Origin of the sequence: Azorhizobium sp. AG788 (genome assembly GCF_943371865.1) — a bacterium.
Lineage (GTDB): Bacteria > Pseudomonadota > Alphaproteobacteria > Rhizobiales > Xanthobacteraceae > Azorhizobium.
The window spans coordinates 216,366-240,282 of the sequence record NZ_CALRWL010000001.1 but is presented as its reverse complement, the minus strand read 5'-3'; the positions used below and the strand labels follow the sequence as shown (position 1 = coordinate 240,282).

The window sequence follows — 23,917 nt, the reverse complement described above, 5'->3', positions numbered from 1 at the left end:
CGCGATCCAGCCCGCACCCGAAGCCCCAAAGCGCGCGCCTTCTCGTCCCCCGACGACCGCGTGTGCGTCAGGGGACGAGAAGGCGCAGTCAGATCAAACGCTGACGGCCCGTCATCGCCACCGGCCGGTCAGAACTGCACGGCGAAGCGGGCGCTGACCTCATGGGAGAGGTAGCTCTCGGCGATATCCGCCTTGTACTCGGCCCGCACCTCATAGCCCTTGCTGCTGAACAGCTGCGCACCCGCACTGACGGTGACCAGTTCGCTCGGCATGGTCACGTCGGTCACGAACTCCAGGTTCGGCAGCGAACTGCTCAGGAGGCTCACCCCCACCGGCATGCTGTCCTTGGCGAAGAAGGTCATGCCCACCGTCGCATAGGGGCGAAGCCAGCTGTCCGGCGACAGGTTCACCCGGCCGCCGAACTCCACATTGGGGCTGAACGCCACATTCCATTGGTCGGCGGACGAGAAGCGCAGGGCGGCCCCCACCCCCTGCTCGCCATAGCCGGGCATGTAGGTGTAGAGCAGATCAAGGTCCGCATAGGGCTTGATGTACCAGTCCGGGAAGGCGAACTCATAGCTGGCCCGCAGGCGTCCGCCCGCCGTCACCACATTCCATTCGCTGTTGGACAGGGCAACGGCCGGGCCGAGATTGAGCACCCGGTCGGTTTCGTAATTGCCGAACCCGAGGCTGCCGGCGGCGGAAAACAGCCAGGGGCCGACCTGATGCTTCACCGAGAGGGCCACGTCGCCGCCATTACCCTGGGTGCTGGAGCCGTCCGAAGCGGTCTGCCAGGACTGGGTGAAGCCGGCGGTCACGCCGACGAACCAGTCGGTATAGACCTCCCGCTGCACGCCCACGCGATAGGTCACCGCGCTCTGGTCATAGCCGCTGACATCGGCGGAGGAGGTCTGCTGGGTCCAGGTGCCGATGATGCGCGCCCAACTGCAATTGGTCTCCTGCATCAAGGTGCCGGTGTCCGTAAATACCGGGCAGCTCAGGGCCGCGTGCATGGACGCCCTGGTGCCGAGCGTCTGCGTCGCCGCAGCGCTGGCCGACTCTTCCGGGGAGAGGCTGTCGATCCCCTGCATATAGTCCTGCGCCGAAGTGGAGCGCGCAAAGTCACCGAACACCATGGCGTCCTGCGTCGACACGCGGGGGGCGCCCCAGAGCTGCTGGAGATAGGTCATCACGTTGCGCTCGCTCGCCGTGGCGGTCAGCCCCGCCGGGGTGGCGAAATTGGCGCGGGGCGTGATCTCCAGCGCGTTGTTCGCCTGGGTCAGGTTCCAGGCGAACGGACTGCCGGCGGCCCATGACGTTGCGGTGGCCCGGTTCTCCAGGCTGCCGTCCACGGTGATGATGCGGAAGGTTTCGGGCCGCAATCCGCCCACCACGCTGGCCTGCACGGTGCCGCGCAGGGACAGGCCGCCGACCACATTGAGCAGATCGCTGCGGGCCTGCCCCGCCGCGGGCGTGCTGGTGACATCGGCCACCAGTGCACCGGAACTGCTTTGTTCCAGGCGCCCGGTGAGCGTGGCGGTGGCCAGGGTGCCGACGCCGCCGATGTCGAACCGCCCATCATTGAAGAACCGGCCATTCGGGCCAAGATTGACCGCGCCGGAACCGCCGGTCTGGTAGATCCCTCCCGGCGCATTCATGAAGCGATTGTCCTCCCGCGATCCGGTGGAGACCAGATCGATCTCGCCGATGACCGTTCCGGCATTGGTGATGCTCTCGGTGCCGAAGCTGCCGAGGATGGCGCGCCCGGAGACGGCGCTGATGACGGAATTGGCGTCGAAGTCGATCTGATTGAAGCTGCCGCCATCGATGCGGATCGCCGCGCCCTGGTCCGAACCGCCGGTGATGATGCCCGCGTGCCGGATCCGGATGGCGCCGCCGCTGCGGGTGGGGTCGAGCGCCCCCTCCGCGTCCTGGGCGCCGCTCTGGACGAAGATGCCATAGGCATTGCGACCGGTGGCCACGATCGACCCGGAGGTGCGGATGGAGACCTCGCCGCCGTTGCCATTGCTGTTCCGCCGCCCCGCGGTGCTCAGGAGCGGGCTCACCGACCCCAGAACATCGGTGACCGCGCCACCGCCGCCGCCGATGGACTGGGCGAAGATGCCATGGGCTGCCGCGCCGGTGGTGGCGATGGACAGATTGGCTGCGCTGCCGTCCATCCCGATAGAGATGGCGCCGCCGTCGCCGCTCGATCCGCCCTCGCGGCCAATGAACGGCAGGCGGATGCCTTGGGCCACAAACGCCCCGCCATAGCCGCCACCGCCACCAATGGACTGGAGGAACACCGCCGTGGCGCCATCGCCGGAGGTGGAAATCCCGGCACCCGAGCCGAACGTGATGTTGAGCGCGCCGCCATTGCCGGCCGCGCCGCCGGTGCCGCCAAGGCCGGCGGTGTATTTATGCCCGCCGGGATCGGCCGCATCCCCCACCAGGCCGCCGCCGCCGCCGATGGACTGGGCCAGGATGCCGAATGCGGCGGTTCCACTGGTGCTAATGCCGCCGGAATGGGAGATCGTGACCGCGCCGCCGTTGCCGGAGGCCCCGCCCGATCCGCCCAAGGTGAAGCTGCCGGACTTGGCCGGCGCCTTGTCGGATGAAGCTGTGGAGGCGGACGGCACCTGCTCGATGCCCACCGCCTTCAACAGCGCCAGGATGGTCTCGCCGGGCACCTCTTCGGCGGCCGCATCGCCGGTGCTGCTCGTCTTGCCGGTGGTGCTGGTCGCGCCGGTATTGGCCGGGTTCATGACGAAGGCGCCGCCGCCGCCGCCCACGCTCTGGGCCACCAGAGCGTGGGCCTCCACACCGCTGGTGGCGATGGTGCCCCGGTTGGTGACGCTCACGGCCCCGCCATGGGCGCCGGTGCCGCCATTGCCGCCGATGGTCAGATTGAGCGAGACATTCTTGTTGCCGGAACTGGTGGAGCCGACGCCGATGCCGCCGCCGCCGCCCACGCTCTGCGCGAACAGGCCGTAGGACAGTTCGCCGGTGGTGGCGATCGTCCCGTCATTGCGCACGCTCACCTGGCCGCCCGCGTTGCCGGCACCGCCGGTGCCGCCGAGCGTTCCACTGAGATTGGTCTTGTTGGTGCCCGAGGCATAGCCCAAGCCGCCCGCGCCGCCACCACCGCCCACCGACTGTGCGAACACGCCCAGGGACACATCCCCGAAAGTGGCGATCGCGCCGGTATTGGTCACGGTCACATCACCGCCTGTGTTGCCCGCACCGCCATTGCCGCCGAACGACAGGGTGAGCGAGACATCGGGAAGCTTGGTGGCGCTCTTGGACTGCCCATCCAGATAGGTGGTGGCGTTGGTCCAGAAGCTCTTCATCTGCTTGGCGAAGTCGGAATTCTTGAAGGCGTCGGACAGGTCCTTGTAGGTCCCGGTGTCCTGGATATCCTTGATGAATTCGGCGAGCTTTTCCTTGGTTTCCGCATTGCCCTTGTCGGCCGCCCAGGTGTTGTAGGCGGTCACGCCCACCGCATCCTTCAGGCTGGCCCAGACCTGCCCGACCGTGTCCGGGGTCTTGGAGGTGTCCGCGGTCAAGCTGCCGCCGCTGCCGCCACCGCCGCCGATGCTCTGCGCGAAAATGCCATGGGCGCCGTCCGCAGAGGTCTCCAGCACGCCCTTGTTGGTCACGCCCACGCTGCCGCCGCTGCCGCCACTGCCGCCCGTACCGCCGAAGGACAAGGTGATGGAGGCCTTGCCCGCCGCGGTGGCGCTGCCGCCACCGCCGGTGCCGCCGCCGCCACCGATGCTCTGGGCGAAGATCGCGCTCGCATCGGAGCCGGAGGTGCGCACCAGCGCGCCTGCGCTCGTCTCCACGCTCACCGCGCCGCCGTTGCCGCCCTTGCCGCCGCTGCCGCCGAGGGCGGTGACGATGGCCAGGCTGTCGGCGAGGGGGAGCTTTTCCACCAGGCTGCCCAGGGTCTTGTCGAACGACAGGCTCGCCGAGGTGGCCGCCTGCACCGAGCCGCCATTGCCGCCGCCGCCGCCGATGCTCTGGGCGAAGATGCCGGTGGCGCCGCTGCCGAGCGTCTCGATGAGGCCGTCCGTGTTCGACACCCGCACCGCGCCGCCGCAGCCGCCGCCATCGACGGACCTGCCGCCGATGGCGTCGCTGAGCTTGACGCTGGACTTGAGGCTCAGGGCATCGGAAGTGGCGGTGGCGGCGCCGGCATTGCCGCCGCCGCCGCCAATGCTCTGCGCCTGGATGCCGATGGCCTGGTCGCCGGTGGTGAAGATGCGGCCGAACTGATCGACGCTCACACTGGCGCCGTTGCCGCCGCCGCCGCCGCTGCCGCCGATGGACGAGGTGGAGCTGATGGCCGGCGAACCGGGCGCGGCAACCGCCAGTGCATAGGCATTGGCATTGCCGGCATTGCCGCCGCCGCCGCCGATGCTCTGCGCCTGGATGCCGATGGCGCCGACGCCGAGGGTCTCGATGAGCGTGTCGTTGCGCACGGTGACCGTGCCGCCGCTGCCGCCCGAACCGCCGGAGCCGCCGACCGATTGGGCGATGGCGATGGAGGGCAGCGACTGCCCGCTGGGGGTGACCAGAGGCACGGCAATGGCAATGGCGCCGGCCCCGCCGCCGACGCCACCGCCACCGCCGATGCTGAGCGCCTGGATCCCCATGGACTGGGTGCCCAAGGTGCTGAGCATGGTCTGGTTCGAGACCGAAACCGCGCCGCCAGTGCCGCCACCGCCGCCAGAGCCGCCGACGGAACTGGAGGCCGACAGGCCGGGCCCGATGGACTGGGCGCTGGCATAGCCGCCGGTGCCGCCGCCGCCGCCGATGCTCTGCGCCAGGATGGCGCTGGACCTGTCGCCATAGGTCTCGATGGTGCCGCCGAGGCCGCGATAGGTCACCAGCCCGCCGTCGCCGCCCCCGCCGCCGGCGCCCCCCAGCGCCACGGCCAGAAAGGCGCCGCGGCTGTTGGCGATGCCGCCGGTCCCACCGCCGCCGCCGATGCTCTGCAGCAGGACGCCGGTGGCGGCGTCGCCCGTGGTGACGATGGCGCCGCTCTGCTCGACGGTGACCGGGCCGCCGCCGCCGCCCGCACCGCCGGTGCCGCCGCTGGTGAAGGGCAGGAAGCCGCTGCGGCCACCCGCCCCGCCGCTGCTGGTGCTGTTGGCGGTGGGCGCTTCCGCCTGGAAGGCGAAGATGGCGTTGCCGCCGCCGACGCTCTGCGCCAGCAGCGCCGTGGCGCCGGTGCCAAAGGTCAGGATGGTGCCGGACTGGGTCACCGAGACGGCGCCGCTGACGCCCGCCGCGCCGCCGCCACCGCCGGACCCGAACGCGGCCGAGGCCCCCTGGCCCCCCGCCCCGCCCACGGACTGCGCCAGAATGCCGAAGCCGTAGCTGCCGAACGTCCACACCTCGCCGGTGTTCACCGCCGATACCGTGCCGCCATTGCCGCCCGGTGCCCCCGCCGCGGCGCTGGTGAACGCACCGCCCGCCCCGCGCCCGCCGGTGCCGCCGACGCTCTGCAGCACGATGGCGGATGCGCCCTCGCCAAAGGCGATGACATGGCCATCGTTCGTCACCCGGACGGTGCCGCCGGCCCCGCCATTGGAGCCGTAATAGGTGCTGGTATTGGCATCCGCATTGCCGCCATTGCCGCCATTGGACGCGGCGATCAGGGCCGGCGCGTTGGCGCCGGTGGTGACCACCCAGGCGCTCGCGGCGATGCTGGCGGTGACCGTTCCGCCGACCCCGCCCGCATCCAGGGCCATCCGGTCGCGGGATGTCCCGCCCCGGGAGGTGGTGGTCCCGCCGCGCAGACCGGCGGCGCCGCCTTGCGAGAGCAGCGAGATCGCCGGGGTGCCGATGCCGGAGGCCTCCACCGTGCCCCTCTGGTCGAGCGTGACGCTGCCACCGGCGCCACCCGCGCCGAAGGCGTCAAAACCGTTGCCGCCGGTGCCGCCCCGTGAGTAGAGCGAGACCAAAGGCGTGACGACGGTGGCGTTGGCGCCGCCCGAGATCGCGCCGCTATTGATCAGGCTCACCGCGCCGCCCGCGCCGCCATTGGCGCCGGGAACATTGCGCAAGATGCCGAAGTCGCCGGAGCCGCCCCAGCCGCCGATCGACCCCAGTTCGATGGCCGCTCCCGCGCCGGCCGCGATGGGGCTGGCGTTCGAGGCTGCCACCGGCGCGCCATTCGCGCCCTCGGTGGGGAAGGTGCGCCAATTGAACAGGATTTCGCCTTCGGTGCCATTGGCGCCGCGGTTGACGATCCGCACCGCATCGGCCGCATGGCTGGGACCGGCGGCCACCAGAAGCGCAATCAGGCTGGTGCCGCCCAGCAGGCCGCCGACGGCGGCGCGAACCCGCGTGCGGGCGATGGCGGGGATGGGATGAGCCTGATACGCAGGCATCCGGTGGGCGCGCGCATGGGGCGCCAGGCCGCCACCCTTGTCCGCCGCCGCAAGCCGGGACACGGGCAGCCACCATTCCAATAGAGAAACCACAATACCCCCCACCACCACTGCACTGCGGTAATTCTCAACGTCCGCGCGCATGTCAGGCTTGCTCGAAGCTTGTACAAACCACACAAGAACGGGACGAATGAAATAAACGAAATAAATGTGATAATGTTATCACGCATCTACGCTAGCAAATGCGCTACGGTTTCGGCAATTTACAAAAATGGCAATTTTCTTTCACTATCTTTCACTCAGCCACTCTATATTACCTCCTGTTTTCCGGGAATCTGTCCATTGAGCGAGACGTATTTGGCACAGGCGGGAAATCCCTCATGATACCTCCCAACCGCACGGACCGGGCCTGCGGTCCAACCCGGATCGCAAGCCCCGCGCTCACGCGCAGGATGCAGGTCTGGCCGTTTGCGCTGGCGTGCGTGCTCGTGCTGACACTTGTGCTCGGGACCATGCCCGGCGCCGCGCGCGCACGGGCGGCCGCGCTCGGGCTCACCGGCGAGGACCTGGCGGTGGCCGCCGCGGGCCACCTCTTCGTGTTGCGCGACGCCGATGGCCGCATGACATTGGACGATGTGATGGCCGCCCGGGAGACGTTTCAGCCGATCCCCGGCACGTTCAATGCGGGATATTCGCCACAGGGCGCCTGGTGGCTGCGCCTGACCGTGCAGCCCGATCAGGGGGGCGGCGGCCCGTGGCTGCTGGAACTCACGGCGCCCTATACGGACACCCTCGACGTCTATGCCCCCCTCGCCGGCGAGGCGGCGCCCCGCCCCCTCGTGCATCGCCGCACCGGCTGGCTGGTGCCGTTGGCGGAGCGCGATCTGTTCTCCCATCTCTATGTGGTGCGCACCGATCTTGCGGCCGCAACGCCGCAGGACATCTATATCCGCGTCTCCGGCACCCGCGCCCTGACCTTGGCCCCGACGCTGTGGCGCGAATCCCCGTTCCTGAGCCACCTGACCGCCAATGCGCTGATGATTGCGTTCATCGTCGGCGCGGCCTGCATCACCGCGCTGGGCTCGGTCATCTTTGGCCTGTGGCTGCGGGCGTCCGCCTTCGTCTGGTATGGGGCCTATCTGAGCTTCGCCGCCCTGGTGGTGCTCGGCAACTCAGGCCTCGCGACGTTTCTGCTGTCGCCGTTGTCGCCGACCCTGGTTCTCCGGCTGCAGGGCATGATCGGCTGCACCACCATCATGTCCGGCGCCTTCATGGTGCGGGCCATCTTCTGCGCGAAGGGGCAGCACCCGGTCATCGCGCGCATCTTCGCCGGCATCGGCCTGGCCGCGGGCGTGTTCGTCGGCGCGGCTGCCTTTGGATATTATAGCGCGATCGCCCCGGTGCTCATGGCCGGCCTGCTGCTGCTCTGCGTGCTGTTGCCCTGGCTGGCGATCATGCGCGTGAAGCGGCGGGAGCCCGCCGCGGGCTGGTATTGCTTCGGCTTTTCCGCCTATAGCCTGTCCGGCATCTGGTTCTGCTTGATGGTTCTGGGCATCGTGCCCATGAGCACCGTAGGGGAACGCGGCACTCAAATCTCCAGCCTGCTGACCATGGTGGCGGTTTTCGTCGGCCTGGCCACCTCGGTGCGGGCCGGCGCCCGCGAGCGGCGCGGCTTGCAGGAAAAGCTCCTGCAGGCCTCGCAGCAGAATGAGCGCGAACTGGAACAGGCCGTGGCCCAGCGCACCCAGGCGCTGGAGACCGAGATCGCGGCCCGCCGCGCGGCGGAAGCCGCTCTGGTGGAAGCCATGCGCGAGCAGCGGCACTTCCTGGTGATCGTCAGCCACGAGTTTCGCACCCCGCTGGCCTCGATCCGGGTGGCAATCGCGATCATCGAGCGCCGGCTCGGGGAAGCCGACGCCATGGCCCGCCGGGAAGCGGCGCGGATCATCCGCACCGTCGGCCGGCTGTCGCAGATGATCGATACCTTCCTGGCCGAGGAGGTGCTGGACAAGACCTCGGTGCAACTGCGCCGGGCACCGGTGGAGCTGTCGGCGCTGGTCCAGGACATCTGCCACGAGCATGCGACACAGACCGCACGCGACATCCGCTTCGAGGCCGGTGCTGCGCCGCCGATCGAGGCCGATTTCGACCTCTTGCGCACGGCGATCGAAAACCTGGTGAACAATGCCATCCGCTATACCGAGGGACAGGTCCGGGTCGCCGTTCAACCGGACACGGACGGCGTGACCGTCGCCGTCGAGGACGACGGGCCGGGCATCCCGGAAGACGAACGTCTCCTCATCTTCGAGCGCTATTACCGCGCATCCAGCAGCAGGTCCCATGCGGGCATCGGCATCGGACTGAGCATCGTGCGCAAGATCGTGACCCTCCACGGCGGCGAGGCCGCGGTGACGGGCACACCGGACGGTGGGAGCCGCTTCAGCATCTGGCTTCCCTATGTGGCGAAGCGCCCGTCAGAGGCGCAGGTTTGAACCCAGCCGGATCATGAGCAACAGAGCATCGGACGTCCTGGTCATGTCAATTCGCGTGCTGTTGGTGGAGGATGATCGCGACTTTCGTGAGAGTCTGGAGAGCTTCCTGTCCGATGCGGGGCTGGAGGTCTGCGCCGTGGGCGATGCCGCCGGCTTGGCGCGGGAGATGACGAAGGCCCCGCCCGACGTGGTCGTGCTCGACCTGAACCTGCCGGGCACCGATGGCCTCAGCGCCGCCTTGACCATGCGCGAGACCAGCAATGTCGGGATCGTGGTGCTCACCGGCCGCACGGAAAAGCAGGACCGCTTCCAGGGCCTCGCCATCGGGGTCGACCACTATCTGACCAAGCCCACCGACCCCGCCGAACTGGAACTGGTCATCCGCAATCTGCACCGGCGCCTGAGTGGGGCGGGATCGACGCCGGCGGAGGCGCGCGAGGCGGCCCCCTGGGTGTTCCACGCCAAGCAATGGGTGCTGGAGAGCCCGGCGGGAATTCCGGTCAAGCTGACCGGCACCGAATTGCAGATTCTCGAACCCCTGGTCAGCCGCCCGGGCGCGCCGGTCTCCCGCACCGAGCTGATGCGGCACGCCGGCCGGCAGGACCCGGACGAGACCGGGCGCGGGCTCGATCTGATCATCTTCCGCCTGCGCCGCAAGGTGGAGAAGGCGTGCGGCTTCGCGCTCCCCGTGGTGTCCGCCCGGGGCAAGGGCTATGTCTTTGCTGGAGAGGTCATCTTCCGCCCGGAGTGATCCTGCGGTCAGCGCGGCAGCCATCGCTGCGACGGCATCCGATGCGGCGGCCGCCCCACGCTGCCGCAGGCGGCGCGGCCGCAGCGGGCGCAGCCGGGGCCAGACCCACCTTCCGGTCGGGTCGGTTCCCGTCAGCCGCATCCCACCGCCGCGTTTGACAGGGCGTTCCGGGCACGTAACTATATGGTTAGATAACGACCGGACGCGGGCCGCGCGCTGCCATCCTATCGCCCTTGCGCCGGAGACACCGTTCTTCAACTCTGTCGTTTCGGGGGACCGCCGCAAAGGCATCCCTCGCCCCGCATCCGGGCGCCAAACCGGAGGCGAGGCAGGTGAATAAAAACAAACCGGGAGGAACACATGTCGGCCAAGCGCCCCTTGAAGACAGTCCTGACGCACCTGATCTGCGCCGCCACGGTCCTGGCGGCCACCGCCACGGTGGCCAGCGCGGCGGACAAAGCCGTGCTGCTGCTGAACTGGTACAATTATGGCGAGCACGCCCCGTTCTATCTGGGCGTGGAGAAGGGCCTGTTCGCCAAGGAAGGCATCGAGCTGGAGATCCAGGAGGGCCGCGGCTCCGGCATCACGGTGCAGGCCACCGCGGCCGGTTCCGCCACCTTCGGCTATGCGGATTTCGGCACCATGGTGAAGGCGGCGGTGAAGGGCGCCCCGGTGAAGGCCGTGGGCATCATGCTGCAGAAGAGCCCCATGTCGGTGGAGGGCTTTGCGGACAAGAACATCCGCACCCCCAAGGATCTGGTGGGCAAGACGGTGATCTCCACGCCGGGGGATTCGTTCTCGCAGCTGTGGCCGGCGCTGTTGAAGATCAACGGCGTGGACGAGAAGTCCGTGAAGATGATTTCCGGCGACGCCCCCACCAAGCGCAATGCGGTGATCTCCGGTCAGGCGGACGCCCTCTTGGGCAATGTGAACGACCAGAAGCCGCTGATCGAGGAGGCCACCGGCAAGCCGGTGCACGCCATGCTGTTCGGTGACTTCGGGGTCAATACGGTCAATGGCGCCTTCATCGTCACGACGGATCTGCTCAAGACCAATCCGGATCTGGTGAAGCGCTTCCTGCGGGCGGCCACCACGGCGGTGGCCGATGCCAAGGCCAATCCCGCGGCCGCCGTGGATGCCATGCTGAAGGTCAATCCCAAGGCCGGCAAGCGCGAGACCTTGCTGGCCAGCTGGACCGTCACCGTGCCCTTGCTGCACACGGAACACTCCGCCGGAAAGCCGCCGCTGTGGACCGACCCGGCGGATATTGCCGGCACGCTGGATATCCTCGCCACCTATTCCGGCGTGGATGTGAAGCCGAACCAGGCGGAGACTTTCTACACCAACGCCTTCCTGCCCTGAGCCGCAGGCCCATCTGACCTCACGCGGGCGGCCCGGCCGCCCGCGTGCGCCCGCGCCCCGGCCCGTTGACACCCCGATCCGGCCCAATTAAATAACTAACCAGTTCGTTACTTAGGACACCCCCATGGTCGCCGGCCACGCCCGCCTCTATGCCATCATCGGCGACCCCATCGCCCATGTGCGCACGCCCCTGGTGTTCAACGCCTTTTTCGAAGCCCACGGCATGGATGCGGTCTGCGTGCCGCTGCACATCCGCCCGCAGGATCTGGATGCGGCCATCGCCGGCCTGCGTGGCATCGCCAATCTGGACGGCTTCATCGTCACCGCCCCGCACAAGGCCCGGCTCGCCGCGCTGGTGGACCATCTGGAGGGCGACGGCGCCCTGGTGGGGGCGGTCAATACCGTGCGCCGGTCGGCGGACGGCCGCTTGTCCGGCACCATGCTGGATGGCCACGGCTTCGTCACCGGCCTCGCCCGCGCCGGCCACGGGGTGGCGGGACGCAGCGTCTATCTGGCCGGGGCCGGCGGCGCGGCCAGCGCATTGGCGTTTGCTTTGGCGGGAGCCGGCATCGCCCGCCTCACGGTGTTCAACCGCACGCCGGAACGGGCGGAGGCGCTGCTGGCGCGGGTGACGGCCGCCTATCCGCAATTGGAGACGGCGCTGGGCAGCCGCGATCCCCGCGGCCACGATCTGGCGGTGAATGCCACCCCGCTGGGCCTGGAGCCGGGCGATCCGTTCTCCTTCGACATCGACACGCTTTCCCCCGCCACCCTGGTGGCCGAGGTGCTGATGAAGCCGGAGACCACCGCCTTGCTCATCGCCGCCGCCGCCCGTGGCTGCCCGATCCACCAGGGCAAGCACATGCTGGACGGCCAGCGGGATCTGATGATGGCCTATTTCGGCCTGCGCCCCGCCGCCTGACCTTTCATCCCCGCACGAGGCCCCACCATGGCTTATGTGGTCACCGAGACCTGCATCCGTTGCAAATACACCGACTGCGTGGAAGTGTGCCCGGTGGATTGCTTCTATGAGGGCGAGAACATGCTGGTCATCCATCCGGATGAATGCATCGACTGCGGCATCTGCCAGCCGGAATGCCCCGCCGATGCCATCAAGGCGGATGGCGAGCCGGGGCATGGGGACTGGCTGGCGCACAACGCCACCTTCGCCGCCCAATGGCCCAATGTGACCGCCCGCCTGCCGCCCCCGCCCGATGCGGACGCCTGGAAGGACGTGGCCGGCAAACACAGCGCATTCTCTCCCGCCCCGGCCGCCCGATGAACCCGCAATCCCTCGCTGCCCGCCTCCACGCCGCCCGCGCCCAGGTCACCATCGTCCATGTGGGCGACGACCTGCCCGCCGGCATCGATGATGCCTATGCGGTGCAGGCGGAGATTCTGCGCCTCGGCGCCGATGCCGTCGCCGCCTGGAAAGTCACCGGCTTGCGGCCGCAGGACCAGCCGGGCTATGGCGCCGACCGGCCGGTGGCTGGCCCGCTGATGGCGCGCTTCGTCCATGACAGCCATGCCGTGCTGTCGCTGTCGGATTTCATCACGCCGATGCTGGAATGCGAATTCGCCTTGCGCCTCGCCCGCGACCTGCCGCAGCGCGCGGTGCCCTATACCCTGGAGGAGATCGCCGCGGCCATCGACGCGGTGGTGCCGGCATTCGAGATCGGCGATGGCCGCGTGCCCGCTGGCGCCCCCGGCGTGCTGCGGCTGGCGGACAGCATGGGCAACGGCGCGTTCATCATCGGCGCCCCCGTGCCCTGGACCGGCCAGGATCTTGACGCCGCATCGGTGACGCTGACCCTGGACGGCATCCCCGTCGGCGACGGCGGCGGCGCGCGCATCTGGGGCGGGCCGCTCGCCGCGGTGCAGGCGCTGGCCAATGCGCAGCCGCTCAGCGCACCGCTGCTGGCCGGACAGATCGTGACCACCGGCTCAGCAACGGTGCCGCTCGCCCTGACCCATCCGGTGGAGGCGGTGGCGGATTTCGGGCCGCTCGGCCTCGTCCACCTGCAACTCAGGGCTTAGGCACCGGCATCCCGGCGCGCTTTGAAGGCGCTGATGCCGTCCAGGCGGCCCTGGTCGGCCATGCAGATGACGTGCAGTTCGTTCTCATGGCGCAGGCCCGCCTCCAGCGGCATGGACAGCGCCGCGCGGGTGGCCGCCTTCACCGCCTGGGTGGCGATGGGGCTGAAGCCGGCGATGCGCGCGGCCAATGCCGCCACATGCGCGTCCAGCATGTCGTCCGCCACCACCTCCTCCACCAGCCCCATGCGCAAAGCGGCATCCGCGTCCACCGGCTCGCCGCCCAGCAGCAGCCGCATGGCCTGGCCGTACCCCACGAGGCGTGGCAGCATCTGCGAGGCGCCGCCGCCGCCGACCCAGCCGCGCGTCACTTCCGGCGCGCCCAGCCGGGCGCTGGCAGCGGCGATGCGGATGTCGGCGGCGAGCGCGATCTCCAGCCCGCCGCCCAGCACCCAGCCGCGCAGCGACGCGATCACCGGCTTGCGCAGATCGCGCACCACGGCGGCATATTCGATGCGATTGCGAAACGCCCAGATGTCGGTGATTTCGCCCAGCGCATTCATGTCCGAGCCGGCAGAGAAGGCTTTTTCGCCGCCGCCGGTGATCACCACCACCCGCACCCCGTCGTCGCGCTCCAGCGCCGCGCAGGCCTCGCTCAGCGCGCGGGCCATGGCCGGGGTGATGGCATTGTGCTTGCGCGGGCGATCCAGAACGATGCGGGCCACCGCCCCCTCATAGTCCACCCGCACCGCGCCGTCCGGCGCCTCCTGGTCGTGGGCATCCATGGTCATTCCCCCTCTCCCGGCCGCGCGGCGCGGCGGGCCACTTCATCCAGCACGGCGGAGACGTCGCGGTCGGTGCCGCCATGGGCCATCATGTCGGTGAACACGCCGGTGAGCGTATTGAGCAAGGTAAGCTCAAGGCCCATCTGCGCCGCCTGCGCCTGCGCGGTGCGCAGATCTTTCAGTTGATATTGCGCCGGAGAGCCGGGCACGAAATCCCGCGCCGCCATGCGGGCGCCGTGGATGTCCAGCACCTTGGAGCCGCCGAACCCGCCCATCAGCGCCTCGCGCAGGCGGACCAGATCCGCCCCGCCGCTGGCGGCAAAATGGAAGGCTTCCGCCACCCCCACCATGGCGGCCCCCACCATGATCTGGTTGGCGAGCTTGGCCAATTGGCCGGTGCCACTGGGGCCGATGCGCGTCGCCCGCCCCAACGCCGCGAACACGGGGGCGAGATGGGCGATCACCCCCGCTTCGCCCCCCGCCAAAATGGCCAGAGTGCCGTCGCGGGCGCCGACCTCGCCACCGGAGACCGGCGCATCCACATAGGCGATGCCATGCGCGGCGCAGGCCAGCGCCTGCCGCTGGGCGGTGGCCACCGGGATGGACGACATGACGATCAGGCTCGCCCCCGGCGGCAAAGCCGCGACGGCGGGCGGCTCATCGGCGAACAGCACATCGTCCACCACCTCGCCGGTGGAGAGCATGACGATGGCGGCGGCCGCCTCGGCCAGCGCCGCCTGCACCGTCGGCATGACCGTGACGCCGAAAACCTCAAGCGCGCGGCCTTTGGCGGCGCTGCGGTTCCACACCCGCACCATAAATCCCGCCTGCGCCAGGCGCCGGGCCATATGGCCGCCCATGATGCCGGTGCCGATCACGGCGATGACGCTGCCGGGCGGCAGCGTGTCACCGTCCTCTGTGGGGTCGCCCATGCTGTTCCTCCCGCGCGCCCCGCTCTGCCGGCGGGGTCGTCGCTGATTGCCGGCTTAAGCGCTTTTGGCCGCCTTCTTGGCCGCGGCCAGTTGCTTGAATTCGTCCGATTGCTTGTAGAAGGCATCCAGCGGATAGCAGCCGGAGACGATGCCGTTGCGCGGCGCCGTGGTGCAGTCGGAGAAGGTGCGGCAGATCTTCTTCTTCTGACTGCCGTTGCCGGCCAGCACGTCGCGCGGCAGTTCGGGATAGGACAGCACCATGCGGCCCAGCCCCACCATGTCGGTCCAGCCCTGGCGCACCACCGCCTGGGCCACATGGGGCAGGAATTCCTGCAGATAGGTGTAGCCCGAGCCGATCAGGCAGAAATCCGGGAACCGCGCTTTCAGCTGCCGCACCACCTCCAGATGGCGCATCACCCCCACCAGGGGATCTTCCGGCGGATGGTAGCCATCGGAGGGCGGATAGCTCGCCGGGCGGGTGACGTGGGGATTGTAATAGGGGCTGCCCAAGGTGACGTTCACCAGCTTGATACCGAGGGTGCGCAGGATCTCGAACAGCGCGAAGGTCTCGGAGAGATCGAACGCGGTGGGGTCATCGGGGTCGGTGCCGAAGCCATAGGCGTAAGGCAGGGCCGCGCTGGCATCGTCCGGCACGCCGGGGCCAAGCGCACCGGGCAGCGAGCGGGCGGGATCGGGCCGGTAGGACACCAGATCGATGGCGCTCACCCGCATGGCCAGCTTCAGATCCGGGCAGGCGGCGCGGATGCCCGCCACCAGTTCGCGCACGAAGCGGGTGCGGTTTTCCAGCGAGCCGCCGAAGGCCCCCGGCCGGGTCTTGGCGCTGAGGAATTCGTGGCCGAGATAGCCGTGGCAATGCTTCAGATCGACGAAATCGAAGCCGCAGGCGGCGGCGCGCCGGGCGGCGATGATGTAGTCGTCGATCAGCCGCCGGATGTCGTCGTCGCCCATCAGGGGATGATCGGGCGCCGTGCCGAACTTCCGGTCCAGAACCGGGTGGTGATAGAGGATCTGCTGCTCGAAGCGGCGGTTGTCATTGGGCTTGCAGAAGCGCCCGGAATGGGTGAGCTGAAGGCCCATCACCAGCCCGTCCACGCTGCCCATGGCGTCTCGATGGGCGGCGATCACGGTGTCGCGCAGGCCGGCGATGGCGCCCTGATTGGCCTCGGTCATCACCAGTTGCAGCGGATTGGCGCGGCCGTCCGGACGCACCGCCACCGCCTCGCCGCCGAAGATCAGTTTGGCCCCGCTCTCCCCGAACCGCCGCCAGCGTCGGGCGGTGTTGTCGGTGGGCGCGCCGTCGCGGGTGCCGTCCCAGCCCTCCATGGGGTGGATGCAGAAGCGGTTGCCGATGGTCATCCCGTCCACGGTGAGCGGCGCCGCCAAGGGCGAGTCCGCGCCTCCGGCCACGATGTCGTCGCAGGGCATGTCGATGCCGAGCGTCGCCAGATGCGCCCGGAAGCCCGCCACCCCATGCAGCGCGGTGATTTTCGGGAATTCCCCGTATTTCATGAAGCCGCTCCCTGGACGCCCCGGCCCCGAGAGCCGCAAAGCGTATGTAACCAGTTAGTTACATCATTTTCGCCCAAACCTGTCAATGCGTGCCAGTCCGCCCGGCGGTGCGCGGGAAATGCAGCGGCGCGAACGGTTCAGGCGGCGACGAAGCGGGTCACCACATCCACCACATGGGCGCGGCGGATCTTGCGCTCGGCCGGCGTGGCCAGATCGCGGCCGAAGGCGGTGGAGAGGGTGGGCGTGTTGGAAAAGTAGAAATAGCTGACCGCGGAAATGGTCATGTAGAGGTGCAAAGGGTCGATGCCCGGCCGCACCGTGCCGTCCGCGACGCCAGCGGCCAGCAGCGCCTTCAGCCGCTCGATCAGCGAGATCTGCATCTCCCGCAGCCGCAGCGAGCGGCGCAGATATTCCGCATTCAGCATGTTCTCGCCGTTCAGCAAGGTGATGAGATGCGGATGGGCGGCGGGATAGTCGAACTTGAATTCCACCAGCCGCTCGATGGCTTTCAGCGGCGGCAGATCGTCCAGCTCCAGCTCCGCCTCGGCAATGCGCATGTCCGTATAGACACGCTCCAGGACCGCCACATAGAGGTCCTCCTTGCTGCCGAAATAATAATAGATCATGCGCTTGTTGGCGCCGGCCTCCTCCGCCACCACATCCACCCGCGCCCCGGCCAGGCCCTTGCGGGCGAACTCCACCTCGGCGGCTTCCATGATCTTCAGCCGGGTCTTGTCCGCGTCCCGCGTCGCCAGCTCCTTGGCCGGCTCCGCCGCGGATGGGGCCGCGCCTTTCGCCTTGGCGGCGGCGGCGGGCTTGCGGGGGGGAGCGACGCGGGCGGTCATGAGGCGAGTCCTGGGTCTGGTCCTGGCGGGCGTGACGGTTGCGCCGCCGGAAGCCCTCAGGCCCGCGACGCACGCTCAGGACGTTGCGATACCTTTAGGCTGCGTTCAAGTCCAATGGGCTCGGGCCGGAACAGGCGGGCCTCCATGGGCTTGAGCGCGGTGGAGATGTCCGGGCGGAAGCCCATCTGGGCCAGCACGTCGCGCTCCAGATCCACGCCGGGGGCGATCTCGATCAGTTCCATGCGCCCGGCCTCGTTGCGACGGAACACCGCCCGCTCGGTCACATAGAGCGCCTCCTGCCCCACCGAGCCAGCATAGGCGCCGCTATAGGTGAGCTGCTGCAGCCCGGCCACGAACTTGCGGTCGCGGCCCTCGCGGGCGATGCGGGTCTGGCCGTCGGGCCAGGAGATGTCGAGGCCGGCGGCGGTGAAGGTGCCGGAGAACACCACTTTCTTGGCATTCTGCGAGATGTTGATGAAGCCGCCCGGCCCGATGATGCGATCACCGAAGCGCGAGACATTGACGCTGCCGGCGCCATCCACCTCGGCGAAGGAGAGGAAGGCCAGCTCCAGCCCGCCGCCGTCATAGAAATCGAACTGATAGGGCTGGTCGATCATGGCGTGATAGTTGCGGCTGGCGCCCACCTCATTGCCGGTGGCCGGGGCGCCGCCGATGAGGCCCTGCTCATTGGTCAGCGTAATGGCCTCCAGCATGCCCTCCTCCGCCGCCACCGTGGCGATGCCGGTGGAAATGCCCGAGCCCAGATTGCAGATGGCGCCGGGAAACAGCTCCAGCGCCGCGCGCCGGGCGATCACCTTGCGGGCATCGAACGCCAACGGCTCGATGGCGGACAGCGGGATCTTCAGTTCGCCCGCATAGGCCGGATTATAGTCGGAGACATAGGTCTGCATCTGGGTGGGGTCCACCACCACATAATCCACCATCATGCCGGGGATCTTGACGCTCTTGGGGGGAAGCGTGCCGCGTCGGGCGAGGCGCTTCACCTGCACGATGACCAGTCCTCCCACCCGCCGGGTGGCCTGGGCCATGGACAGCATCTCGCCGAAGATGGCCTCCTGCTCCATGGAGATGTTGCCATCCTCATCCGCCGTGGTGCCGCGCAGAAACGCCACTTGCGGCACGAACGGCTTGTAGAACAGCCATTCGCGGCCGGCGAGCTGCACCACCTCCACCAGATCCTCGGTGGCGCTCGGGCTCTGGCGGCCGCCGCCGAGGCGCGGGTCCACGAAGGTGCCAAGGCCGGTGTGGGTGATGAGGCCCGGCCGTCCTGCCGCCATCTCGCGGGTGAGCTGGGAGATGGCGCCCTGCGGCAGGGTGTAGGCCTCCACCCGGTCCTCCAGCGCCATGCGCTCGACGGGCGGCGAATCCACCAGCGTGCCGCATACCACCCGCTTCAAGAGGCCGTCATGGGCCAGATGGCCGATGCCGCGGCTCTTGCGGTCGCCCAGGCCCACCGGATGCACCGTAGTAAGGTTGCGCGGCGCGCCTTCGGCCAGGAAGCGCTCGGCCACGGCGGCGATCAGCGTATCGGGCACCGCATGCCCGCCGCCCGAGCCGCCGATCAGGAGCGTATCGCCCGTGCGCACCATCTGCGCCGCCTCACGCGCGCTGATCACCCGCATGCCCATGATCGTCCTCCCCCGGCGGCTGTGCCGCGCTTTTGCGTCGTGGCCGGCTTGGCGCCGACTTCGTCATCGCGGCGCGCCGCATGGGACGCGCTCTTGATTAACTCACTAGTTAGTTATAATTTCAAACCCATCCACCCGTCAATGCGCGCGGCCCCTTTGCGGGGGCGCGGCGGCCCCCTCCTGTCCCCGGCGCGTCGCCGCGCGCAACGTCCAAGCGAGCCTTGTCATGAGCCATCTCGACCGCGAGCAGGTCCTCTCCGTGCATCACTGGACCGATACGCTGTTTTCCTTCACCACCACCCGCAGCCGCACGCTGCGCTATCTCAATGGCCAGTTCACCATGATCGGCCTGGAGGTGGAGGGGCGCCCGCTGCTGCGGGCCTATTCCATGGTCAGCCCGAACTATGACGAGCAGCTCGAATTCCTCTCCATCAAGGTGCAGAACGGGCCGCTGACTTCGCGGCTCCAGCATCTGAAGGTGGGCGACACGGTGCTGGTGGGCCGCAAGCCCACCGGCACGCTGATCCATGACAATCTCCTGCCCGGCCGCCATCTCTATCTGCTGGGCACCGGCACCGGGCTGGCGCCATTCATGAGCATCATCCGCGATCCCGACACCTATGAGCGGTTCGAAAAGGTCGTGCTGGTGCACGGCTGCCGCTTCGTCGCCGAACTGGCCTATGAAGACCTCATCACGAAGGCCCTGCCCCGGGACGAGGTGCTGGGCGAGAGCGTGGCGGACAAGCTGCTCTATTACCCCACCGTGACCCGCGAGCCGTTCCGCAACACCGGCCGCATTACCGATCTGCTGGTCTCCGGCAAGCTGGCCGCCGATCTGGGCCTGCCGCCTTTCTCCCGCGCCGACGACCGGGTGATGATGTGCGGCAGCCCGGCCATGCTGGCGGACGTGCGGGCGCATCTGGACCGGGAGGGTTTTACGGAGGGCAGCATGTCCGAGCCGGGCGAATATGTGATCGAGAAGGCGTTCGTGGAGAAATAAGCGGGCGCTCAGTCGAACCACTCGTCCTCCGGGTCGAAGGCCGGGATCGGGATGTTGAGGATGCGCATGCGCCCCACCGCCCGATGCCGGCAGCCCGGCTTGATGAAAATGGAGGTGAGCGGGCCAACCGGGATGCGTTCCCCATCCAGCTCCATCACCCCCTCCCCCTCCAGGATCACGTAAATCTCGGTCATATGCTTGTGGTAGTGCACCCGCGCATCTTCCGTGATGTCGGTGAGATGGACGGTGGCGAGCGCATTGTCCGCGGTGGCGAACGCCCGGCGGGCGAAGCCGCAGGGGCACGGCACGGCGGGGATTTCGTCCAGCCGCGCGATCATGAAATTGGCTTCGCTCATGGCAGGACGCCTTCCGGGTTGAGAGGGGCGGCGTTGGGCGTCCACAGCGGCGACAGGCTGTCCCAATCGGGCAAGGCCGCCGAGGCGAAGCCCGGTACGCCAAGGCCCCCGGTCTCCAGCTTGCCGGCGCGGATCGCCAGACGCGGGCCGGCGGCGGTCGTCTCGTAAAAATCCGGATGCGCGGCGGCGAAGCGCCCGGCTTCCGCCGCCGGCGCGGCGCCGAAGCCGGGGGCATAATGATGGCCGTTGCGCTCCACATGCGTCAGGCCCAGGAAGGCCGCCAGCGCCGTGTCCTGCTGCACCGCCAGCCCCGCCTGGCAGGTGAGGTCTTCCCCGGTGAGGAAGCCGCCGAAGGTGCGGGCGCGGGCGCCGTTCAGCAGGGATTTGTAGAGGCCCTTGCAGGATTTCGACGACACCCCGCCATAACCCAGCGCCCGCGCGGCGGGAAAGGCGCCATAGCTATCGTCGGCCTCGTCGATGATCAGCGGCAGATCGGCACCCAGCCCGTCCAGCGGCGTCTCCAGGGTGAGGTCGCGCGGCAAAGGCTGCTCCAGATAGAGCAGCCGGTGGAACAAAGGTCGCAGGGCCGCGTCCGAGCTGAGCTGCGCCAGCAAGGCGCGCAGGCTGGCGAGATCGGCATATTGCTCGTTGGCATCCAGGCTGGCGCGGGCGCCCTCCACCTGCTCCAGCACCTGCCAGATCGCCGCCAGACGCGCCGCATCGGCGGCGCCATCGCCGGAGAGCTTCAGCTTGAAAAAGCGGGCGCCGGTTTCCTCAACGATGGCCGCCAGCCCGCCCGGCCCGGTCAAGGGATCGGCCATGCCCACGGTGTGCCGCAGCGCCACCTGCGGCAGGGGGCGGCGGGCGGCGAGGAAGGCGGTGATCTGGTCGGCGCTGAGGTCCGGCGTCAGGCGGGCATCGAGGCCCATGACATTGCCTGAGAAGCCGGTGAAGACGTCGATGCCCTGCGCCCGCAGCAGCGCATCCAGGATCGCCTTGTCCATCTGCGCCGGGCCGAACGCCGCCGCCAGCGCCGGCAGACCCGCCGCCGTGGCCGCCGCCATATGGGCGGGATAGCAGGCGCCATGGTGGCCGAAGGCGGTGGCGCGCCGCTCCGTGGCGAGATAGTGCGCCCGCGCCAGCGCCAGGGCGCCGCGCAGTTCGTCCACGGTGGCTTCAGGGGAGAGGTGCGGGCGCTTGTCGAACCATTTCGGCACCATCAGTTCGGCGGTGCCGCCGATGCTGCGCCGGCCGTCGGCCAGGACGATCTCCACCCGCACGAACGCCTGGTGCGCCCGCTCCACCGTCACCGCCCCGAACCGGAACGGGGTGACAAACTCCACCGGCCGCTCGAACAGCGCAATGTCGCCGAGCGCGAAGGCCGGCGCGTCCATCAATCCAGGCCGCCATGGGCGTAGAAATGGTGGCGGATCTTCTGGGTCAGCGCCACGAACTTGGGGTCGGCCATCACATCCAGGGTGCGCGGGCGCTCGATGTCCACGTCATAGACCGCGGCGATGGAGCCGGGGCGCTCGCTCATCACCAGCACCCGGTCGGCCAAAAACACCGCTTCCGGTATGGAGTGGGTGATCAACAGCACGGTCTTGCCGGTGGCGCGCTGGATGGTCTGCAACTCCACATTCATCTTCTCGCGGGTCATGGCATCCAGCGCACCGAACGGCTCGTCCATGAGCACGATCTTGGGGTCGTGGACCAAAGCGCGGCAGATGGCGGCGCGCTGCTGCATGCCGCCGGACAGCTGCCAGGGATATTTGCGCTCGAAATCCTGCAGGCCCACCATCTTGAGCAGTTCGTGGGCGCGCTTGGCGTGGCTGTCGCGATCGAGATGCTTGACCTCCACCGGCATCATCACATTGGAGAAAACCGAGCGCCACGGCAGCAGCAGCGGCTGCTGGAACACCACCCCCACATCCCCGTGCGGCTTGGTGATGACGCGCCCTTCCACCCGGATCTCGCCGGAGCTGGGCGGCAGCAGGCCGGCCACCATCTTCAGCAAGGTGGACTTGCCGCAGCCGGACGGGCCCACCACCACCAGGAACTCGCCGGCGTTGATGGTGAAGTCGATCGGCCGCAGCGAGGGCACATCGCCATCGCGGGTGCGATAGGTCTTCGATACGCCGGCCATTTCGATGATTGGGCGCGGCGAAGGCGCCGGAGCTTCGCTGGCCAGCCGCAGATGGGGTCGCGCCATAAGATCCTCGCGGGTTTGATCGCTACCGGGGCTCGAAACGGGGCACGCAACGCAGCAGGACGGCCCACCGCCCCGCGCACCTCAGACGGTCAGACCGCCACCACGAAGTCATGGCGCTGGCTGGCATGCCAGGGGATGGCGAGCCGCTCCACCGCATCGATGATCCAGAACAGGATCATGCCGATCATCGCCAGCACCACCAAAGCGGCGAACATGGTGGGCAGTTCGAAATTGCCGATCGAGCGCTGCAGCACGAAGCCGATGCCGGAATTGGAGCCGACGAACTCGCCCACCACCGCGCCCACCACCGCCAGCGTCACCGAGACCTTCAATCCGGCGAAGATGGCGGGCATGGCAAAGGGCAGGCTCACCATCCGGAACGTCTGCACGCCCTTGGCCTCCATGGAGCGGGCCAGATCGATCAGATCCGGATCCACCGACTTGAAGCCCTGCACCGCGGAGACCACCACCGGGAAGAAGCCCAGCAGGAAGGCCGAGATCACTTTGGGAAAGATGCCGAAGCCGAACCACACCACGAACAGCGGCGCGATGGCCACCTTCGGGATCGACTGGGAGAACACCAGGAGGGGATAGACATAGCTCTCCACCGTCTTGGAGGAGGCGATCAGCATGGCCATGGGGATGCCGAACGCCGCCGAAAGCAGGAAGCCGCACACGGTCGCCGTGGTGGTGGGCACCGCCTCGGAGAGCAGCATGGGCCACTCGCGATAGAGGGTGATGATGACGTCGGTGGGGGCCGGCACCTGATAGGCGGGAATGTGGAACAGCCGGATGGCCACGTCCCACAGCACCACCAGGGCGATCAATAAGATGGCAGGCCGCAGCCACGGGCCTTGCAAGGCCCCCAGGATGCGGCGTCGGCTTTCGCTGCGCGCCATGGCGCTCCTCCCCGGAGCCGGGCGATTATCGCCCTTAATTAACTCGATAGTTAATAGGACTGTCTGGACCTCGTCAAGCTCCAAGCTGGGGAAAGCCGACGGGCGCGCGCGCCCGGCCGCGGCACCGCAGGACGGACCGGCGGCGCGCCGGATGTGTCGCACCCGTGGGATGGGACATATCGCGTCTCATACGGACGTGATCATCGTGGGGAATTTCGGAGCCAAACGGGATGGACGCATGGACAATGTCACATGCCCCCGCCCGACCCCAGCCGCGTCCCTAATAACGATCGGCCCGCCGACGCAGGTCGAACCAGGCCACCAGCAGGAAGCCGCCCACCAGGCCGAGATGCTCGAAGAAGCCGTTGGCGGACATCATCCGCTCGGGCGGCGCCAGCTCCCAGAAGCGATTGGCTAACAGATTGGCCATGAAGGTAAATCCCGCCAGCGCCAAGGCTCCCGCCCAGCGATAGCGGCCGGACAGGATCAGCACCGAGGCACCCAGTTCCAGGGCGATGGTGGCCGCCGCCACCGGCGCGGCGGGGGCGATGCCGAAATGCACCATCTCCGCCACCGCGCCCTGGAAATCCACCAGCTTTGCCAGCCCGCCCTGAAGATAAGCCGCGCACAGAAAAAGCATCGCCAGCCACCGGATCAGCGGCGCCGTGT

At 68.6% G+C, this 23,917-nt stretch carries 18 protein-coding genes; 7 read left to right on the top strand and 11 right to left on the bottom strand.

Translation table 11 applies throughout. From position 1 onward, the window contains the following. Positions 1–128: 128 nt before the first annotated feature. Complete coding sequence (locus tag AAG816_RS01015) at positions 129–6,545, bottom strand: autotransporter outer membrane beta-barrel domain-containing protein (RefSeq protein ID WP_341987439.1); 6,417 nt, start codon at positions 6,543–6,545, stop codon at positions 129–131. Between the two features lie 344 nt (positions 6,546–6,889). Between AAG816_RS01015 and AAG816_RS01010 the strand changes: the two genes are divergently transcribed. The 6 genes from AAG816_RS01010 to AAG816_RS00985 all read left to right on the top strand — a co-directional run bounded on the left by AAG816_RS01010 (position 6,890) and on the right by AAG816_RS00985 (position 13,043). Then, entirely contained in the window at positions 6,890–8,893 is a 2,004-nt protein-coding gene (locus tag AAG816_RS01010) for a sensor histidine kinase (RefSeq protein ID WP_341987438.1), read from the top strand. 43 nt (positions 8,894–8,936) lie between these two features. Then, positions 8,937–9,644: a response regulator transcription factor gene (locus AAG816_RS01005; protein WP_341987437.1), complete on the top strand. Its 708-nt coding sequence runs from the start codon at positions 8,937–8,939 to the stop codon at positions 9,642–9,644. A gap of 360 nt (positions 9,645–10,004) precedes the next feature. Beyond that, positions 10,005–11,006, top strand: a complete 1,002-nt coding sequence (locus AAG816_RS01000; protein WP_341987436.1) for an ABC transporter substrate-binding protein — start codon at positions 10,005–10,007, stop codon at positions 11,004–11,006. 124 nt (positions 11,007–11,130) lie between these two features. Then, positions 11,131–11,928 carry a shikimate dehydrogenase gene (locus AAG816_RS00995; protein WP_341987435.1) on the top strand — a complete coding sequence of 266 codons (798 nt, stop codon included), beginning with the start codon at positions 11,131–11,133 and terminating at the stop codon, positions 11,926–11,928. 27 nt (positions 11,929–11,955) lie between these two features. Beyond that, entirely contained in the window at positions 11,956–12,288 is a 333-nt protein-coding gene (gene fdxA, locus AAG816_RS00990; RefSeq protein ID WP_341987434.1) for a ferredoxin FdxA, read from the top strand. Beyond that, positions 12,285–13,043: a hypothetical protein gene (locus tag AAG816_RS00985; protein ID WP_341987433.1), complete on the top strand. Its 759-nt coding sequence runs from the start codon at positions 12,285–12,287 to the stop codon at positions 13,041–13,043. The genes fdxA and AAG816_RS00985 overlap by 4 nt, the downstream gene beginning before the upstream one ends. On the opposite strand, the gene AAG816_RS00980 is transcribed toward AAG816_RS00985, so the two are convergent. The 5 genes from AAG816_RS00980 to AAG816_RS00960 all read right to left on the bottom strand — a co-directional run bounded on the left by AAG816_RS00980 (position 13,040) and on the right by AAG816_RS00960 (position 18,781). After that, a complete protein-coding gene (locus tag AAG816_RS00980; RefSeq protein ID WP_341987432.1) occupies positions 13,040–13,831 on the bottom strand; it encodes an enoyl-CoA hydratase/isomerase family protein in 792 nt (263 codons plus the stop codon). The two genes, AAG816_RS00985 and AAG816_RS00980, sit on opposite strands and share 4 nt — an antisense overlap. Beyond that, positions 13,828–14,757 carry an NAD(P)-dependent oxidoreductase gene (locus tag AAG816_RS00975; RefSeq protein WP_341987431.1) on the bottom strand — a complete coding sequence of 310 codons (930 nt, stop codon included), beginning with the start codon at positions 14,755–14,757 and terminating at the stop codon, positions 13,828–13,830. The genes AAG816_RS00980 and AAG816_RS00975 overlap by 4 nt, the downstream gene beginning before the upstream one ends. Positions 14,758–14,811: 54 nt before the next feature. After that, positions 14,812–16,287 carry a hypothetical protein gene (locus tag AAG816_RS00970; RefSeq protein ID WP_341987430.1) on the bottom strand — a complete coding sequence of 492 codons (1,476 nt, stop codon included), beginning with the start codon at positions 16,285–16,287 and terminating at the stop codon, positions 14,812–14,814. A gap of 137 nt (positions 16,288–16,424) precedes the next feature. Beyond that, positions 16,425–17,132 (bottom strand): TetR/AcrR family transcriptional regulator, encoded by a 708-nt coding sequence (locus AAG816_RS00965; RefSeq protein ID WP_341987429.1) that lies wholly within the window; start codon positions 17,130–17,132, stop codon positions 16,425–16,427. Between the two features lie 56 nt (positions 17,133–17,188). Next, positions 17,189–18,781, bottom strand: coding sequence for a CoA-transferase (locus AAG816_RS00960; protein ID WP_341987428.1), 1,593 nt, complete (start codon positions 18,779–18,781; stop codon positions 17,189–17,191). Positions 18,782–19,007: 226 nt separating this feature from the next. On the opposite strand from AAG816_RS00960, the gene AAG816_RS00955 reads away from it, so the two are divergent. Continuing rightward, positions 19,008–19,781 (top strand): ferredoxin--NADP reductase, encoded by a 774-nt coding sequence (locus AAG816_RS00955; RefSeq protein WP_341987427.1) that lies wholly within the window; start codon positions 19,008–19,010, stop codon positions 19,779–19,781. Positions 19,782–19,789: 8 nt separating this feature from the next. Here the strand turns inward: AAG816_RS00955 and AAG816_RS00950 are convergent, their stop codons facing one another. The 5 genes from AAG816_RS00950 to AAG816_RS00930 form a co-directional block, all read right to left on the bottom strand. Continuing rightward, positions 19,790–20,137 carry a cupin domain-containing protein gene (locus AAG816_RS00950; protein WP_341987426.1) on the bottom strand — a complete coding sequence of 116 codons (348 nt, stop codon included), beginning with the start codon at positions 20,135–20,137 and terminating at the stop codon, positions 19,790–19,792. Further along, positions 20,134–21,531 (bottom strand): hypothetical protein, encoded by a 1,398-nt coding sequence (locus AAG816_RS00945; protein ID WP_341987423.1) that lies wholly within the window; start codon positions 21,529–21,531, stop codon positions 20,134–20,136. The genes AAG816_RS00950 and AAG816_RS00945 overlap by 4 nt, the downstream gene beginning before the upstream one ends. Continuing rightward, positions 21,531–22,349, bottom strand: coding sequence for an ABC transporter ATP-binding protein (locus AAG816_RS00940; RefSeq protein ID WP_341987421.1), 819 nt, complete (start codon positions 22,347–22,349; stop codon positions 21,531–21,533). The genes AAG816_RS00945 and AAG816_RS00940 overlap by 1 nt, the downstream gene beginning before the upstream one ends. An 89-nt stretch (positions 22,350–22,438) precedes the next feature. Then, the gene (locus AAG816_RS00935; RefSeq protein ID WP_341987419.1) at positions 22,439–23,248 is read right to left on the bottom strand and encodes an ABC transporter permease; all 810 of its coding nucleotides are present in this window, start codon (positions 23,246–23,248) and stop codon (positions 22,439–22,441) included. Between the two features lie 280 nt (positions 23,249–23,528). After that, complete coding sequence (locus tag AAG816_RS00930) at positions 23,529–23,888, bottom strand: DoxX family protein (protein WP_341987417.1); 360 nt, start codon at positions 23,886–23,888, stop codon at positions 23,529–23,531. Positions 23,889–23,917 lie beyond the last annotated feature (29 nt).

Excerpts from the sequence above, each read along its gene's own strand:
- AAG816_RS00945 (WP_341987423.1), bottom strand. The coding sequence starts at position 21,531 with ATGGACGCGCCGGCCTTCGCGCTCGGCGACATTGCGCTGTTCGAGCGG.
- AAG816_RS01000 (WP_341987436.1), top strand. The coding sequence starts at position 10,005 with ATGTCGGCCAAGCGCCCCTTGAAGACAGTCCTGACGCACCTGATCTGC.
- AAG816_RS00960 (WP_341987428.1), bottom strand. The coding sequence starts at position 18,781 with ATGGGCATGCGGGTGATCAGCGCGCGTGAGGCGGCGCAGATGGTGCGC.
- AAG816_RS00995 (WP_341987435.1), top strand. The coding sequence starts at position 11,131 with ATGGTCGCCGGCCACGCCCGCCTCTATGCCATCATCGGCGACCCCATC.
- AAG816_RS00955 (WP_341987427.1), top strand. The coding sequence starts at position 19,008 with ATGAGCCATCTCGACCGCGAGCAGGTCCTCTCCGTGCATCACTGGACC.
- AAG816_RS00940 (WP_341987421.1), bottom strand. The coding sequence starts at position 22,349 with ATGGCGCGACCCCATCTGCGGCTGGCCAGCGAAGCTCCGGCGCCTTCG.
- AAG816_RS00965 (WP_341987429.1), bottom strand. The coding sequence starts at position 17,132 with ATGACCGCCCGCGTCGCTCCCCCCCGCAAGCCCGCCGCCGCCGCCAAG.
- AAG816_RS00985 (WP_341987433.1), top strand. The coding sequence starts at position 12,285 with ATGAACCCGCAATCCCTCGCTGCCCGCCTCCACGCCGCCCGCGCCCAG.
- AAG816_RS01005 (WP_341987437.1), top strand. The coding sequence starts at position 8,937 with ATGTCAATTCGCGTGCTGTTGGTGGAGGATGATCGCGACTTTCGTGAG.
- AAG816_RS00935 (WP_341987419.1), bottom strand. The coding sequence starts at position 23,248 with ATGGCGCGCAGCGAAAGCCGACGCCGCATCCTGGGGGCCTTGCAAGGC.
- AAG816_RS00980 (WP_341987432.1), bottom strand. The coding sequence starts at position 13,831 with ATGACCATGGATGCCCACGACCAGGAGGCGCCGGACGGCGCGGTGCGG.
- AAG816_RS00950 (WP_341987426.1), bottom strand. The coding sequence starts at position 20,137 with ATGAGCGAAGCCAATTTCATGATCGCGCGGCTGGACGAAATCCCCGCC.
- AAG816_RS00970 (WP_341987430.1), bottom strand. The coding sequence starts at position 16,287 with ATGAAATACGGGGAATTCCCGAAAATCACCGCGCTGCATGGGGTGGCG.
- AAG816_RS00975 (WP_341987431.1), bottom strand. The coding sequence starts at position 14,757 with ATGGGCGACCCCACAGAGGACGGTGACACGCTGCCGCCCGGCAGCGTC.
- AAG816_RS01015 (WP_341987439.1), bottom strand. The coding sequence starts at position 6,545 with ATGCGCGCGGACGTTGAGAATTACCGCAGTGCAGTGGTGGTGGGGGGT.
- AAG816_RS00930 (WP_341987417.1), bottom strand. The coding sequence starts at position 23,888 with ATGCTTTTTCTGTGCGCGGCTTATCTTCAGGGCGGGCTGGCAAAGCTG.
- fdxA (WP_341987434.1), top strand. The coding sequence starts at position 11,956 with ATGGCTTATGTGGTCACCGAGACCTGCATCCGTTGCAAATACACCGAC.